Origin of the sequence: Azotobacter beijerinckii, from assembly GCF_900110885.1 — a bacterium.
Lineage (GTDB): Bacteria > Pseudomonadota > Gammaproteobacteria > Pseudomonadales > Pseudomonadaceae > Azotobacter > Azotobacter beijerinckii.
Genome location: NZ_FOFJ01000006.1, coordinates 46,929 through 61,432, shown reverse-complemented (window position 1 = coordinate 61,432; position 14,504 = coordinate 46,929). Strand labels below are relative to the sequence as shown.

14 protein-coding genes are annotated in these 14,504 nt (G+C 67.9%); 1 reads left to right on the top strand and 13 read right to left on the bottom strand.

All coding sequences use genetic code 11. The features are described 5' to 3' along the window. Window positions 1–3: 3 nt before the first annotated feature. The 12 genes from BMY22_RS04775 to BMY22_RS04720 all read right to left on the bottom strand — a co-directional run bounded on the left by BMY22_RS04775 (window position 4) and on the right by BMY22_RS04720 (window position 12,540). Complete coding sequence (locus BMY22_RS04775; RefSeq protein ID WP_090619987.1) at window positions 4–507, bottom strand: O-acetyl-ADP-ribose deacetylase; 504 nt, start codon at window positions 505–507, stop codon at window positions 4–6. Then, the gene (locus BMY22_RS04770) at window positions 504–827 is read right to left on the bottom strand and encodes a PA3694 family proteiin (RefSeq protein WP_090619986.1); all 324 of its coding nucleotides are present in this window, start codon (window positions 825–827) and stop codon (window positions 504–506) included. The genes BMY22_RS04775 and BMY22_RS04770 overlap by 4 nt, the downstream gene beginning before the upstream one ends. Further along, a complete protein-coding gene (locus BMY22_RS04765) occupies window positions 824–1,714 on the bottom strand; it encodes an alpha/beta hydrolase (RefSeq protein ID WP_090619984.1) in 891 nt (296 codons plus the stop codon). The genes BMY22_RS04770 and BMY22_RS04765 overlap by 4 nt, the downstream gene beginning before the upstream one ends. After that, complete coding sequence (locus BMY22_RS04760) at window positions 1,714–2,460, bottom strand: TIGR00266 family protein (protein ID WP_090619983.1); 747 nt, start codon at window positions 2,458–2,460, stop codon at window positions 1,714–1,716. Before BMY22_RS04760 ends, BMY22_RS04765 begins: the two co-directional genes overlap by 1 nt. Window positions 2,461–2,555: 95 nt before the next feature. Next, window positions 2,556–3,854, bottom strand: a complete 1,299-nt coding sequence (locus BMY22_RS04755) for a flavohemoglobin expression-modulating QEGLA motif protein (protein ID WP_090619981.1) — start codon at window positions 3,852–3,854, stop codon at window positions 2,556–2,558. Between the two features lie 217 nt (window positions 3,855–4,071). Beyond that, complete coding sequence (locus BMY22_RS04750) at window positions 4,072–4,785, bottom strand: TetR/AcrR family transcriptional regulator (protein ID WP_090619980.1); 714 nt, start codon at window positions 4,783–4,785, stop codon at window positions 4,072–4,074. 184 nt (window positions 4,786–4,969) lie between these two features. Next, complete coding sequence (gene lysS, locus BMY22_RS04745; RefSeq protein WP_090619979.1) at window positions 4,970–6,472, bottom strand: lysine--tRNA ligase; 1,503 nt, start codon at window positions 6,470–6,472, stop codon at window positions 4,970–4,972. A gap of 150 nt (window positions 6,473–6,622) precedes the next feature. Next, window positions 6,623–7,718 (bottom strand): peptide chain release factor 2 gene (gene prfB / locus BMY22_RS04740; RefSeq protein WP_143068455.1). Its coding sequence is split into 2 segments (ribosomal slippage): window positions 6,623–7,645 and window positions 7,647–7,718, totalling 1,095 coding nucleotides; the frame shifts between segments, so codons are not numbered across the junction. 90 nt (window positions 7,719–7,808) lie between these two features. Next, window positions 7,809–8,909 (bottom strand): NADH:flavin oxidoreductase/NADH oxidase, encoded by a 1,101-nt coding sequence (locus BMY22_RS04735; protein ID WP_090619977.1) that lies wholly within the window; start codon window positions 8,907–8,909, stop codon window positions 7,809–7,811. A gap of 71 nt (window positions 8,910–8,980) precedes the next feature. Next, window positions 8,981–10,696, bottom strand: coding sequence for a single-stranded-DNA-specific exonuclease RecJ (gene recJ, locus BMY22_RS04730; RefSeq protein WP_090619976.1), 1,716 nt, complete (start codon window positions 10,694–10,696; stop codon window positions 8,981–8,983). 91 nt (window positions 10,697–10,787) lie between these two features. Further along, a complete protein-coding gene (locus BMY22_RS04725; protein ID WP_090619975.1) occupies window positions 10,788–11,327 on the bottom strand; it encodes a YaeQ family protein in 540 nt (179 codons plus the stop codon). A gap of 67 nt (window positions 11,328–11,394) precedes the next feature. Beyond that, window positions 11,395–12,540 carry a GGDEF domain-containing protein gene (locus tag BMY22_RS04720; RefSeq protein ID WP_090619973.1) on the bottom strand — a complete coding sequence of 382 codons (1,146 nt, stop codon included), beginning with the start codon at window positions 12,538–12,540 and terminating at the stop codon, window positions 11,395–11,397. Window positions 12,541–12,681: 141 nt separating this feature from the next. Here BMY22_RS04720 and BMY22_RS04715 point away from each other — a divergent pair, with 141 nt between their 5' ends. Further along, complete coding sequence (locus BMY22_RS04715) at window positions 12,682–13,881, top strand: CaiB/BaiF CoA transferase family protein (protein WP_090619972.1); 1,200 nt, start codon at window positions 12,682–12,684, stop codon at window positions 13,879–13,881. 82 nt (window positions 13,882–13,963) lie between these two features. Here the strand turns inward: BMY22_RS04715 and BMY22_RS04710 are convergent, their stop codons facing one another. Beyond that, on the bottom strand, window positions 13,964–14,248 hold the full coding sequence (locus tag BMY22_RS04710) for a DUF3509 domain-containing protein (RefSeq protein WP_090619970.1): 285 nt from the start codon (window positions 14,246–14,248) through the stop codon (window positions 13,964–13,966). Window positions 14,249–14,504: the final 256 nt, after the last annotated feature.

Sequence of the window (14,504 nt, the reverse complement as noted above, 5' to 3'; positions counted from 1 at the left end):
GGGTCAGGCATCCAGCAGGCGTCGATAGAGGGCGGCCATCTCCGCCGAAAAAGCCACCAGCAGCGCTTGGCGCAGGGAACTGTCGACCGGACGCGGGCCGCGCAGCTCGGCCACGGCGATGGCTGCCGCCTGCTCCGCCGGATAGCCGTAGATGCCGCAGCTGATCGCCGGAAAGGCGATGCTGGCCAGCCCGTGGCGCTCGGCCAGGGTCAGGCTGTTGCGGTAGCAGGCGGCGAGCAGCTGCGCCTCGCCGTGGCCGCCGCCCTGCCAGACCGGACCGACGGTATGGATCACGTAGCGTGCCGGCAGGCGAAAACCAGGGGTCAGGCGCGCCTCGCCGGTCGGACAGCCGCCCAGTCGATGGCAGGCGGCAAGCAGCTCCGGCCCGGCGGCGCGATGGATGGCGCCGTCCACCCCACCGCCACCGAGCAGGCTGGAATTGGCGGCATTGACCAGCGCATCCACCGCCAGGCGGGTCAGATCGCCCTCCCAGATTTCGATCTTCACCGCTCGACCTGCGGAGTTTCCTGGCCCAGGCAGCGCACCGCCTGCCGGCGTCTATCCACCAGCACACCGGTGAGGCCCTTCTGCTCGGTGTCGAACAGCACCAGCACGCCGTCGATGCACTGCGCCACCTGGCTGGCCGGCTTCAGGGAAACCCGGTAATCCTCGCCGGGGACCGTCTTGAGCATGGTGAAGTCCGCCAGCAGCAAGGCGTCTTCCGGCTTGGCCACATGCAGATAGCCGTAGTAGCCGAGCACTACCACCGTGGCGGCGACGCTGCCGACGGCGGTGAGGATCAGGTGGACGGGAGTGGTCGCGCTCATCGGGAAATCTCATCGAGGGAAGGTTTGGCCAGCGCGCTCGTTCCCCGCGGATCGGCGAGAAAGCGCAGCATCAGCGCACGCCACGCCGGCTCGCCGAAAGTCTGCACGTGCTCGCCGCGGGTCAACTGGAAGCGTCGCGGCGGAAGTGCCGCCTGATACAGGCGCAAGCCATTGGCAAGGGGCACCAGCGAGTCGTCGCGGCTATGGTAGATCAGCACGGGCAACCCCTGCAGTTCCGGCATGGCCGCGACGGCGCTGTCGCCGTCCGGCACCAGCCAGGACAGCGGCACCTGCAGCGGCCAGGTCAGCCAGCCGCCGGCCAGCAGGTGGCGGGCCACCTCCCGGTAGCTGGCCGGTACGCCGTCGAGCACCAGCGCCGACACCTGGGCGCGGCGCGGCGGCTGCTGCGCCAGAAAATGCACCGCCAGGGCGCCGCCGAGACTCTGGCCGAGCACGGCGAGCGGTTTGCCGCGCACCGCCGGCTCCCTTTCCAGCCAGGCGAAGGCCGCCTCCAGGTCGCGATATACCTCGGGCAGGGCGGGCGAGCCCTCGGACAGCCCGTAGCCGCGGTAATCCAGCAGCAGCACCTGCCAGCCCCGCTTGGGCAGCCACCAACTGCCGCCCAGGTGCCAGGCCAGGTTGCCGCCGTTGCCGTGCAGGTGCAGCACGGTGCCCTTCACCGTCGTCCCGGCCTTGGCCGGCAACCACCAGGCATGCAGGCGCGTGCCGTCGGCAGCGCTGAAATAGACGTCGCGGTAGTCCAGCCCGGCCGCCTGCGGCGTGATGGGCTGACCGGGCTCGGGGTAGAACAGCAGGGCGCTGCAGCCGGTACCGACCAGCGCCAGGCCGAGCAGCATCAGCCACAGTGCTCGCCCGGGACGGGACATCAGTCGCCACCGCCGCGCACATCCTCGCGGGCCTTGACGGTCGCCTCGTAGATCCGCTCGGCCAGCCGCGAGAACGGCAGGCTCTGCAGCCAGACGGTACCGGTGCCCTTGAGGGTTGCGAGAAGAATGCCCTCGCCGCCGAACAGCATGCTCTTCAGCCCGCCGGCCAGCTGGATGTCGTAGTCGATGCCCTCGCTGAAGCCCACCAGGCAACCGGTATCCAGGCGCAGGGTCTCGTCGTGCAGCTCCTTGCGGATCACCGCACCGCCGGCATGCAGGAAGGCCAGACCGTCGCCAGAAAGCCTCTGCAGGATGAAGCCCTCGCCGCCGAAGAAGCCGGCGCCGATGCGCTTGCTGAAACTGATGCCGATCTCGGTACCCCGCGCCGCGCAGAGGAAGCTGTCCTTCTGGCAGATCAGGGTGCCGCCGATCGCGGCGAGGTCCACCGGCACCACGGTGCCCGGATAGGGTGCAGCGAAGGCGACCCGAGCCTGTTTCTTGCCGTGATTGGAGAAGTGCGTCATGAACAGCGACTCGCCGGTCAGCATGCGCTTGCCCATGCCCCACAGCTTGCCCAGCACGCCGCTTTCCGAGCCGTCGCCCATCCGGGTCTCGAAACGCACGCCCTCGGTCATGTAGTTCATCGCGCCGGCCTCGGCGACCACCGTTTCGCCGGGATCGAGGATGATCTCCACCGACTGGGCGTGGGAACCGAGGATTTCGTAGTCGAGCTGATGGCTGGCCATGGGTAGTCCTTATCGAGACGGTAAGGCCGCAAGGATACCCCGCGGACTCGGCCGGCACGGCGCCTGGCGGCGTAAAGCGCCGCACGCCGCGCGGCTCAGAGGATGTTCGCGTAGTCGGCCTCGATCCGCTCCATGCTGAGGTGGTTGAGAAAGTTGGAGAAGCACATCCAGGCCGATAGCGCGTTGAGGTCGCGGAACTGCTCGGGCAGATACTTCGGCGGCACCACCAGGCCCTGGTCGACCAGTTGGCGCAGGGTGCGCATGTCCTCCAGGGTGGTCTTGCCGCAGAACAGCAGCGGAATCTGCTCCAGCTTGCCCTTGCGCACCGCCAGCTGGATGTAGTTGTAGATCAGGATGAAGCCCCGCAGATACGACAGGTCCTTGGTGAAGGGCATGCCGTCCGGCCGCGAGCCGCGGAACACGCGGCTGACATTGGTGTAGCTGTCCTCGTCGTCGAGCCCCTGGTCGCGGAAGAATTCGAAGATGTCCAGGAAGTTCGCTCCCTGCTCGGCCATGTGGATGGCCCGGGTGCGATTGGTCAGCTTGCGCAGGCGGCTCGGGTAGGAGGCGAAGGCGATCACCTCCATCAGGATCGCCAGGCCCTCCTGGGTCACCGTGGACGACGGCGGGCCCTTGGCCAGGAAGGTGCAGATCGGCTGGCTCTGCCCGTTGAGCGTGGTGGCCACATGGACCAGCCCCTCGTGCACCTCCAAAGCCCGCACGTCGCGCTCGTTGAACAGCGCGTCGCTGCGGATCTTGATGTAGTCGGCGCCGGCCGCAGCGTCGGCGACGATGCCGTCGGACTCGAACACGCGGACCGTCCCCTCCTTGCCGCCGAACACCCGGTTCAGGCGCTCCTGGAGCATCTGCACGGCGGCACTGGCATTGAGGGTCTTGGGCTCGTCCTTGAGGTCGCCGCGGCCGGCGATCTGGTTCAGGTAGTCGGAGAGCATCAGGCCGAGATCGGCCAGGGTCGGGTCGCCGGCATGGAAGGCGTCGGAGGCGGCACCGTAGAGTTCCTCGGAAATCAGCCCGAAGTCTGCGGTACCCCGCGCCTCGAGCATGCGGATGACCATGCGGTACTCCTTGCACATGCGCCGCATGATCTGCCCGACCGGACTGAACTGGCCGAGCTGGCGGGTGATGTCCCGCTCGATGCTCTGGAATTCCTGCTTCTTCGCCACCGGATCGAAGGACAGCGGACGACTCTCGTAGTAGGCCCGGTCCACCGGCGGCAGCTTGCGGCAACCGGCGGCGAAGAAACTCTGGCGAACCCCGTCGTCCCACTTCACCGCATCCAGTACGCGGATCGGCGTCTGCGCCTCGACCAGCCGGTCGGAAAGGCTGCGGATGATCTGCTGGTAATCGTCCAGCGGCTTGCTGCGTCTGCTCATCGACTCTCACTGGCCAGCGCGCCGGGCCCGATGGCGCACCACTTTGCTGAAAACATCGGGGCAACGGGAGCGCCCGGACGACCGGACCCAAGCCCCGCCGGGGGTGGCCGCCAGCCCGGCGGGGAAAGATACCAGCGGCGCGCCTGCCAAGCCACGGCGAATTCGGCCTGCCGCGCGTGCTCCCGCCCCGACGCCAGCGGCGAGCGGGGTCAGTCCCTCAGAGTCCGAGCACCAAGTACATATAACGACTGAGAATAGCCAGCATCTCCTCTCCATCCAGACGCCCCGGGCCGTCGAGCAGGCCCTGGTACTCCATGCGCCCGATGATCCCGGTCATCACGCTGGCATCCTGCTCCGGATGCTGCGAACCGAGCACCTGGAAGAACTGGATGGCGCCCTGCTGAAGGATCCGTCGGTGGGAGCGGGCCAGATCGTGCAAGCGCGGATTGATCAACGCCTCCTGCTGGAAGGCCTGCTCGGCGACCAGCTCGTCGCGCCGGAAGTGCAGCTGGTGACGCACATAGCCCACCGCCAGCCGGGCGATTTCCTCGGCCAGGCGACGGCGCGACTCGGCGCTGTCGTCCAGGCGGCCGACCTCTTCCAGCAGCAACCCCTGGGTGTGCTCCCAGAAGCCCGCCATGTAGGCTGCGCTGTGCTCGACGAACAGCGCGAAGGTGTCCGTCAGCAGGTCGTCGATGTCCTTGAAGTAGTAGGTGGTGGCCGACAGCGGCACACCGGCCTCGGCGGCCACCGCCCGGTGGCGCACGGCGCGCACGCCGTCGCGGACGATGATGCGCATGGCGGCGTCGAGGATCGCCTGACGGCGCTGCTCGCTGCCACGCCGGCTGGTCTTTCGACCGTGATACTGAACACTGTGGGCGACAGCGCTGGCCATGCGGGCGGCGCTGTCCAGAGGAAGGAACTGGGTCAAGACGGGCATCCTTTTCCAACTAAGACCTGCCCCCATTGTTAGGGCTTTCGGCGCCGGAAGCAATCCATAATGGCACCTTGATGCCAGCTTGTGCAGCCTTCGCGCACAAATTCGCCGGCGGAGTCTGCCAACGAAAAGCCCGCCATCGGGCGGGCTTGGGGGAAACGACGGGGGCGGCGCCGGCTCAGAGTTCCGGGCGCATGTGCGGGAAGAGGATCACATCGCGGATCGACGGCGAATCGGTCAGCAGCATCACCAGGCGGTCGATGCCGATGCCCTCGCCGGCGGTCGGCGGCATACCATACTCCAGGGCGCGGACGAAATCGGCGTCGAAGTGCATGGCCTCGTCGTCGCCGGCATCCTTGTCCCTGACCTGCTGCATGAAGCGCTCGGCCTGGTCCTCGGCATCGTTCAGCTCGGAGTAAGCATTGGCGATCTCGCGACCGCCGATGAACAGCTCGAAGCGGTCGGTGACACTCGGGTCGTCGTCGCTGCGCCGCGCCAGCGGCGAAACCTCGAAGGGATAGCGCGTGATGAAGGTCGGCTGCTCCAGGCGGTGCTCGACCAGTTCCTCGAAAATCATCGTCTGCAGCTTGCCCAGGCCCTCGAAGCCCTTGACGCCGGCACCGGCCTGCTTAGCGATGGCGCGGCATTTCTCGACGTCGCGCAGGTCCTCGGCAGAGATCTCCGGGTTGTACTGGAGGATCGAGTCGAACACCGACAGGCGGGCGAACGGCTCGCCGAAGTGGAACACCTTGCCCTGGTAGGGCACGTCGGTGGTTCCCAGCACCAGCTGCGCCAGCTCGCGGAACAGCTGCTCGGTGAGGTCCATGTTGTCCTCGTAGTCGGCGTAGGCCTGGTAGAACTCGAGCATGGTGAACTCGGGGTTGTGGCGGGTCGAGACACCTTCGTTGCGGAAGTTGCGGTTGATCTCGAAGACCCGCTCGAAGCCGCCGACCACCAGGCGCTTGAGGTAGAGTTCGGGGGCGATGCGCAGGAACATCGGCAGGTCCAGCGCGTTGTGGTGGGTCTGGAAGGGCTTGGCCGCGGCGCCGCCGGGGATGACCTGGAGCATCGGCGTTTCCACTTCGAGGAACTCGCGCTCGGCGAGGAACTTGCGGACATAGCCGATGATCTGCGAGCGCACGCGGAAGGTGTGGCGGGTTTCCTCGTTGACCATCAGGTCGACGTAGCGCTGGCGGTAGCGCTGCTCGGTGTCGGTCAGGCCGTGGTGCTTGTCCGGCAGCGGACGCAGCGACTTGGTCAGCAGGCGCACGCTCTGCATGTGCACGTAGAGGTCGCCCTTGCCGGAACGCGCCAGGGTACCCTCGGCGGCGATGATGTCGCCCAGGTCCCAGTGCTTGAGGGCTTCCAGGGTGTCCTCCGGCAGCCCCTTGCGGTCGACATAGAGCTGGAGACGTCCGGTCATGTCCTGGATGACCATGAAGGCCCCGCGGTTGAGCATGATGCGCCCGGCCACCCGGACCGGGATCGCTGCCGCCTCCAGTTCCTCCTTGCCCGTCTCGGCGTAGCGCTTCTGCAGGTCGGCGCAGTAGCTGTCGCGGCGGAAGTCGTTGGGGAAGGCGTTGCCTTTCGCGCGCTCGGCGGCAAGCTTTTCCTTGCGCAGGGCGATCAGCTTGTTTTCTTCCTCGTGGAGGGCATGCTGGTTCAGCGGTTGTTCGCTCATGGTCGTGTCATGTTCCTGGTGGGTTGCATCCCCTCGCCCCGCCGGGGAGGGTCAGGAGGAGCAGCCTTGCAGCATCCTCTCCCCCGCTCTCTCCCGCCAGCGGGAGAGAGAGTCAAAACATCGAAGGCCCGATCCGGCTGCGCAGCAGCCTTACAGTCCCTGCTTGAGACTGGCCTCGATGAACTCGTCGAGATCGCCGTCCAGTACCGCGTCGCAGTTGCTGTTCTCGATGCCGGTGCGCAGATCCTTGATCCGCGACTGGTCGAGCACGTAGGAGCGGATCTGGTGGCCCCAGCCGATGTCGGACTTGGTGTCCTCCAGGGCCTGGGCGGCGGCGTTGCGCTTCTGCACCTCCAGCTCGTAGAGCTTGGCGCGCAGCATCTTCATCGCCGTGTCCTTGTTGGCGTGCTGGGAACGCTCGTTCTGGCAGCTCACCACGGTATTGGTCGGCAGGTGGGTGATCCGCACCGCGGAGTCGGTGGTGTTCACGTGCTGGCCGCCGGCGCCGGAGGAGCGATAGGTGTCGATGCGCAGGTCGGCCGGGTTGATTTCGATCTCGATGTTGTCGTCGATTTCCGGCGAGGCGAACACCGCGGTGAACGAGGTATGCCGGCGGTTGCCGGAGTCGAACGGGCTCTTGCGCACCAGGCGGTGCACGCCGATCTCGGTGCGCAGCCAGCCGAAGGCGTATTCGCCCTTGACGTGCACGGTGGCGCCCTTGATGCCGGCGACCTCGCCCTCGGAGAGTTCCATGATGGTGGCATCGAAGCCGTGCTTGTCGGCCCAGCGCAGGTACATGCGCAGCAGCATGTTGGCCCAGTCCTGGGCCTCGGTACCGCCGGAGCCGGCCTGGATGTCCAGGTAGGCGTTGCGCGAATCCATCTCGCCGCTGAACATGCGGCGGAACTCGAGCCCCTCGAGAATCCCGCGCAGACGCTCAACCTCGACGGCGACGTCGTTCACTGCACCCTCGTCGTTCTCCTCGGCAGCCATTTCCAGCAGGTCGCTGGAGTCGGCCAGCCCGCTGCTCATCTCGTCCAGGGTCTCGACGATCTGCGCCAGCTGGGCGCGCTCGCGGCCCAGGTTCTGCGCGTATTCCGGGTTGTTCCAGACGTTCGGGTCCTCGAGCTCGCGCTCGACCTCGGTCAGACGATCACGCTTGTGATCGTAGTCAAAGATACCCCCGAATGGTCTGGGTGCGCTCGGACAGGTCCTTGATGCTGTTCAGGATAGGATTGATTTCCATGGCTGGCGGCACTCGCAGGTGGAACTTGGGAAAAGCCTGCGAGTATACCCGACTCGCCCGCCACTGGCAGCCTGCAATGGAGACGGCCTGTCACTCCGCCAGCGGGCGGATCGGCGTGTCGCGGTGCGCCGCACGGACGTACTGCGCCGGCCAGGCCACCGACTTGTCGCCGAGGAAATCGGCGGCGTGCAACGGCCAGTAGGGATCGCGCAGAAGCTCGCGGGCCAGCAGGATCAGGTCGGCCTGACCGGTGCGCAGGATGTGCTCGGCCTGCGCCGCCTCGGTGATCATGCCCACCGCGCCGGTGGCGATCCCCGCCTCGCGGCGCACCTGTTCGGCGAAGCGGGTCTGGTAGCCCGGCCCGATGGGAATTTCCGCCGTCGCCGCAGTGCCGCCGGAAGACACATCGATGAGATCGACGCCCAGCTCTTTCAGACGCCGCGCCAGCTCCACCGTCTCCTCCGGGTTCCAGCCGTCCTCCACCCAGTCGGTGGCCGACAGGCGGACGAACAGCGGCAGCGCCTGCGGCCACACCGCCCGCACCGCCTCGGTGACCTCCAGCAGCAGGCGGATGCGGTTGTCGAAGCTACCGCCATACTGGTCGCGCCGCTGGTTGGACAGCGGCGAGAGGAACTGATGCAGCAGATAGCCATGGGCGGCATGCAGCTCGGCGACCTTGAAGCCGGCGGCCAGGGCGCGCTCGGCGGCGCGCACGAAGGACCGGACGAGCTCGCCGATGCGCGCCTCGTCGAGCGCCTCAGGCACCGCGTGGCGGGGATCGAAGGGAATCGCCGAAGGGCCGACCGGGGTCCAGCCACCCTCTGCGAGCGGCACGCTGCCCGGCCGGCCCAGCCAGGGCTGCCAGACGCCCGCCTTGCGCCCGGCATGGGCCAGTTGGACGCCGGCCACCGAGCCCTGGGCCTCGATGAAGGCGGTGATGCGGCGCAGCGGCTCGATCTGCTCGTCGCACCAGAGGCCGAGGTCCTCGGCGGAGATCCGCCCCTCGGGAGCAACCGCGGTGGCCTCGACGATCACCAGTCCGGCCCCGCCCACCGCGCGACTGCCCAGGTGCACCAGGTGCCAGTCGTTGGCCAGCCCATCCTTCGCTGAATACTGGCACATGGGCGAGACGACGATGCGGTTGGGCAGGGTCAGCTGGCGCAGGGTGTACGGCTGGAAAAGCTGGGTCATGGAAGGCCTCGTCTGCTATGGAAGAAAAACCGGAGACATCCTCCATTAAAGCCCCTTTCCAGGCCAGTGGTTCAGCGCGGCTCGATGTACACCACCAGCAGTTGCAGGCTTTCCTGCCCACGGTACTCGTTGACGTCCAGCCGGTAGGCCAGCTCGGCCCAGCGCACCGTGGGGTTCGGCCAGCGCTCGCGATCGACGTTGAAGGCGATGGCATCGAGCTGCACGGCGCCGCACTCGCTGCGCACCATCAGCTTCAGGTGGCGCTCGCCGACCAGACGCTGCTGGACGATCTGGAATACCCCGTGAAACAACGGCTCGGGAAAATGCTGTCCCCAGGGGCCGGCCTGGCGCAGGGCGCGGGCCAGCTCGAGGTGGAATTCCTCGACACCGAGCCGGCCGTCGGAGAGCAGCCGCCCGGTCAGATCGTCGGCGCCGAGCTGGCGGCGCACTTCGGCGTCGAAGGCCGCGGCGAAGGCGCCGAGGTTCTCCTGCGGCAGGGACAGTCCGGCAGCCATGGCGTGCCCGCCGAACTTGTCGATCAGTCCCGGATGGCGTGCCGCCACCGCATCCAGCGCATCGCGGATGTGGAAGCCCGGCACCGAGCGCGCCGATCCCTTGAGCAGGCCGTCGCCGGCATCGGCGAAGGCGATGGCCGGGCGGTGGTAGCGCTCCTTGAGGCGCGCGGCGAGGATGCCGATCACTCCCTGGTGCCAGTCCGGCTCGAACAAACAGAGGCCGAAGGGCAGCTCCTGCTCCGGTAGCTCGCGGAGCTGGGCCAGCGCCTCGCGCTGCATGCCCTGCTCGATGGCCTTGCGGTCCTGGTTGAGCTGGTCGAGCTGCACCGCCATGTCGCGGGCCAGCACCTCGTCCTCGCAGAGCAGGCACTCGATGCCGAGGGACATGTCGTCCAGCCGCCCAGCGGCGTTCAACCGCGGCCCGAGGATGAAGCCGAGATCGGTAGCGGTGATCCGCCGGTGGTCGCGCCCGGCCACTTCGAGCAGCGCGCGCAGGCCCGGCCGCGCCCGCCCGGCGCGGATCCGCGCCAGCCCCTGGTGGACCAGGATGCGATTGTTGGCATCCAGCGGCACCACGTCGGCGACGCTGCCCAGGGCGACCAAGTCGAGCAGCTCGGCCAAATTCGGCTCGGCCCGCCCTTCCCGCTCGAACCAGCCCAGCTCGCGCAGCCGGGCGCGCAGCGCCAGCAGCACGTAGAAGATCACCCCGACCCCGGCCATCGCCTTGCTGGGGAAATCGCAGCCCGACTGGTTGGGATTGACGATGGCATCCGCCGCCGGCAGCTCGAGGCCCGGCAGGTGGTGGTCGGTGACCAGCACCTTGAGACCGGCGGCCCGGGCCGCGGCCACGCCGTCGAGGCTGGAGATGCCGTTGTCCACCGTCACCAGGAGTTCCGGCCGGCGCTCCAGGGCCACGGCGACGATTTCGGAGGTCAGGCCGTAGCCGTACTCGAAACGGTTCGGCACTAGGTAGTCGACCTGCGCCGCGCCGAGCAGGCGCAGACCGAGCACGCCGACCGTGCTGGCGGTGGCGCCGTCGGCATCGAAGTCGCCGACGAAGAGAATGCGCCGGCGCTCGCACAACGCCTCGACCAGCAGCTCCACCGCCGCCGCGATACCCTTGAGCTGGCCGTAGGGCAGCAGCCGCGCCAGCCCCTTGTCCAGCTCGGCGGCGGACTGCACGCCGCGGGCGGCATAGAGGCGGGTCAGCAGCGGCGGCAGGTCGCCCAGGTCGGGCAGTCGTTCGGGCAGCGGGCGGGGTTCGATACGCATGACGGGGGAAGGGACTCAAATTCTATGGCGGTAAGCGCATTGGGGAGCAAAGCCGATCGCAAATGAATTTGCTCCTACGAAGAAACGGCGATCAGCGCTCGCCGAGCAGCCACTCCAGGGGAACCTCGTGCTGGCCGCGCTCGTCGGTGACGAACAGTTCGCCGTCGCTGATCATCACGCTCCACTGGATGCTCCGCGGCAGGTCCCGAGCCAACGCACCCAGCGCCTCGGCATCGACGGCGGCGATGGAGAGGTTCTTCAGGCCCTTCACCGCGTCGACGACCTTGCCCTGCCACACCCGCAGGCTGCCGTAGGCCAGCAGGCTGGTCCGCTCGGCGCGCCGCGAGCACCAGGTCAGGCGCTCGGCATCCGGCTGGCCGACCTCGATCCAGTGCAGGATGCGGTCGTCGAGGCTCTTCTGCCACAACGCCGGCTCGTCGACGTCCGACAGGCCGCGTCCGAAGGCCAGTTGCTCGTCGTACCACAGGGCATAGGCGATCAGCCGCACGGCCAGACGCTCCTCGGTCTCCGAGGGATGCCGAGCGACGGTGAAGCGCAGGTTCTCGTAGACCCCGCGATCCAGGTCGGTGAGGTTGAGTTCGACTTTGTAGGGGGTGGCTTGCAGGGCCATGGCAGGCGTCCGATCCGATCCGAGGGGCGGCAAGTGTACCCCGAATCCGGACACCGGGCGTCAGCGCTCAGCCGGCAAAGCGCTCGACCCGATCGCGGCCGCCGGCCTTGGCCCGGTACAGCGCCTGGTCGGCCAGCGCCAGCAGGCGGGACAGGTCGTAGCCGGCCTGCTCCGTGGAGGCGACGCCGATGCTGACGCTGACCCGTACCTCCGGCTCCAGCAGCAGCTCGCTGCACGCCTGGCGGATGCGCTCGGCCACCTGCAACGCCACCGCTTCGTCGGCCGCAGGCAGCAGGCAGGCGAACTCCTCGCCGCCGATGCACCCGCAGACATCCTGCTGGCGGATGCCCAGCGCCAGCAGGCGGCCGAAGGCGACCAGCGCCGCATCGCCCGTGGCGTGGCCATGGCTGTCGTTCAGTTGCTTGAAGTGGTCGAGGTCGCAGAGTAGCAGGGCCGCCGGGCGGTCCTCGGCGACGCAACGGGCCAGCCGGGCCTCGGCATTGCCAGTGAAGGCCCGGCGGTTGCCGATGTTGGTCAGCGGGTCGCGCTCGGCCGCGGCCCGGTAGCGCAGCTCGGCCCGCTCGCGGACCATGGCCAGGATGACGAAGGCAATGCTGATGGCGAACAGGAAGGTTTCCAGCAACCGCCAGGTCAGGAAACCGTGATCCAGCCCGTCCCACATCCGCTCGATGGCCGGCCCGCGGCTCACCAGCAGAAGGCCTGCGCAGAAGAGTGCGTGCACCAGCAGCAGTGCCAGCGCCGGAGCGATGGCAACCTCCAGCTGCCGGCGCACGCGCCACAGCTCCCATGCCGTCAGCGTGGTGTAGAGAACGGTCAGCAGGGTGCTGATCGTCACCCGCAACGAGACCGAGCTCATGAAGTACGGCCACAGGCCGAGCAGCCCCCACAGCAGCGCGCCGGCAGCGACTCCCGGCCAGCAGAGCCGCCGGCCGACGAATACGCGCATGGCCGCCCAGCCCACTCCGCTCGCCAGTTGCAGCAGCATATTGCCGAGCAGGATGGACAGGATGTCCACCCCCATGCCGCGCAAGCCGACGACCAGCGCGCCCAGCGCCGCCAGCAGAAGCGTGCCGGCCATGCAACCGAGGGTCGCCTCGCTCTTGCTGCGCCGCCAGGCATGCAGCATCAGACCGCCCAGCAAGGTGAGCATGTAGATATCCAGCAGGAAGAGCGTGGGCAGATGCAGGGTCATGGGCAGGGAGGGACATCCGGAATGATCCACTCTACCTGCGCCGTGTGACGGTCCGCCACCTTTCGCAGCGCCCCTGGGCTGGTCCGGGGCGGGACTGCGGGTTAGAGTCGCCGCCATCGCCAGTCCGACGGACGCCACGCCATGCCCAGCCCAACCAAACCCCTCGCCGGTCTGAAGGTGATCGAACTCGGCAGTCTGATCGCCGGCCCCTTCGCCGCACGCCTCTGCGCGGAGTTCGGCGCCGAGGTGATCAAGGTCGAGTCGCCCGATGGCGGCGATCCGCTACGCAAGTGGCGCAAGCTCTACGAGGGCACCTCGCTGTGGTGGTTCGTCCAGGCGCGCAACAAGAAATCGCTCACCCTCAACCTCAAGCACCCGGACGGTCTGGCGATCCTCAGGCAGTTGCTCGCCGGGGCGGACATCCTGATCGAGAACTTCCGCCCCGGCGTACTGGAAAAGCTCGGCCTCGGCTGGGAAACGCTGCATGCGCTCAACCCCCAGCTGGTGATGGTGCGCCTCTCGGGCTTCGGCCAGAGCGGGCCGCTGAAGGAACAGCCGGGCTTCGGCGCGGTCGGCGAGTCGATGGGCGGGCTGCGTTACATCACCGGCTTTCCGGATCGCCCACCGGTGCGCACCGGCATCTCCATCGGCGACTCCATTGCCGCGCTCTGGGGAGTGATCGGCGCGCTCATGGCGCTGCGCCATCGCGAGGTCGGCGGCGGCCAGGGCCAGATGGTGGACGTGGCGCTCTACGAGGCGGTGTTCGCCATGATGGAAAGCCTGGTGCCGGAGTTCGACGTGTTCGGCTTCATCCGCGAACGCAGCGGCAACATCATGCCCGGCATCACCCCCTCCTCCATCCACACCTGCGCCGACGGCCGCCACCTGCAGATCGGCGCCAACGGCGACGCGATCTTCCGGCGCTTCATGCAGGCCATCGGCCGTCTTGATCTGGCCGACGATCCGACGCTCGCCGATAACGCCGGCCGCGACGCGCGTCGCGACGAACTCTACGGAGTGATCGACCGCTGGGCCGCGACGCTGCCGGCGGACCAGGCCCTGGCCCTGCTCAATCGCGCCGAGGTGCCGGCCAGCCGCATCTATTCGGTGGAGGACATGGTCGCCGACCCGCAGTTCCTCGCCCGCGAGATGTTCCTTTCCGCCCGCCTGCCGGACGGCAAGCCGTTCAGGATGCCGGGCATCGTGCCCAAGCTGTCAGAGACGCCCGGTTCGGCGGACTGGGTGGGGCCGGCACTGGGCGAGCACACCGCCGAGCTGCTGGAGGCGCTCGGTTACAGTGCAGAGCGGATCGCCGCATTGCGCGAAAACGGGGCGATCTGACACCGACAGCACGCCGCCTGCGGCGGGCCGCCAAACGAAAGGCCCCGCGGTTTGCGCAGGGCCTTTCGTGGTTCGCCGACGATCAGAACGTGGCGCTCTGCCTGGCGCATTGCCCCCGCTCCAGTGCCGCGATCACCTTGGGCGAGAGACGCCCCTCGAGGATCCGCAGGTCGCGATGGATGCCATCCACCACATCGATGAGCAACCACTTGTCCGTCAACTGCGCCGGACGGAGCAGGCGCTCGATCAGGATCTCGCCGACCCCGTTCTGCAACCTCAGCAACCAACTTCCATCCGGGCGAACCGCTCCCATGTCGATCTTGTAAGGCGCCAGCGCCTCGACCAGCAATGCACGCGTGCTCTCCATATCCAAACACCTCAGGTGATGAGAAGGCTGCTTATAGCCTGCAAATGACTTGCCAGCGCACGGAAAGTTTCCGCCCGCCCGGACACCCGGGCATCGAGCCGCTTCGCCCATATTGAGGGGAGAAAGATGACAATCGATGGAGCGGCCATGACCGGCCAGGCGATGCGCCGGCAGGCGGCGGCGGAATGAAAAAAGCCGCTTCCCCTACCGGGAAGCGGCTTCGTGGTCCGACTGGTGGCGCGTTCTAGGCAAGCGC

What these genes read in the sequence shown, in the direction of transcription:
- BMY22_RS04770 (WP_090619986.1), bottom strand. Translation starts at nt 827, where the DNA reads ATGAGCGCGACCACTCCCGTCCACCTGATCCTCACCGCCGTCGGCAGC.
- BMY22_RS04735 (WP_090619977.1), bottom strand. Translation starts at nt 8,909, where the DNA reads ATGACCCAGCTTTTCCAGCCGTACACCCTGCGCCAGCTGACCCTGCCC.
- BMY22_RS04715 (WP_090619972.1), top strand. Translation starts at nt 12,682, where the DNA reads ATGCCCAGCCCAACCAAACCCCTCGCCGGTCTGAAGGTGATCGAACTC.
- BMY22_RS04725 (WP_090619975.1), bottom strand. Translation starts at nt 11,327, where the DNA reads ATGGCCCTGCAAGCCACCCCCTACAAAGTCGAACTCAACCTCACCGAC.
- BMY22_RS04760 (WP_090619983.1), bottom strand. Translation starts at nt 2,460, where the DNA reads ATGGCCAGCCATCAGCTCGACTACGAAATCCTCGGTTCCCACGCCCAG.
- BMY22_RS04755 (WP_090619981.1), bottom strand. Translation starts at nt 3,854, where the DNA reads ATGAGCAGACGCAGCAAGCCGCTGGACGATTACCAGCAGATCATCCGC.
- lysS (WP_090619979.1), bottom strand. Translation starts at nt 6,472, where the DNA reads ATGAGCGAACAACCGCTGAACCAGCATGCCCTCCACGAGGAAGAAAAC.
- BMY22_RS04765 (WP_090619984.1), bottom strand. Translation starts at nt 1,714, where the DNA reads ATGTCCCGTCCCGGGCGAGCACTGTGGCTGATGCTGCTCGGCCTGGCG.
- BMY22_RS04710 (WP_090619970.1), bottom strand. Translation starts at nt 14,248, where the DNA reads ATGGAGAGCACGCGTGCATTGCTGGTCGAGGCGCTGGCGCCTTACAAG.
- recJ (WP_090619976.1), bottom strand. Translation starts at nt 10,696, where the DNA reads ATGCGTATCGAACCCCGCCCGCTGCCCGAACGACTGCCCGACCTGGGC.
- BMY22_RS04720 (WP_090619973.1), bottom strand. Translation starts at nt 12,540, where the DNA reads ATGACCCTGCATCTGCCCACGCTCTTCCTGCTGGATATCTACATGCTC.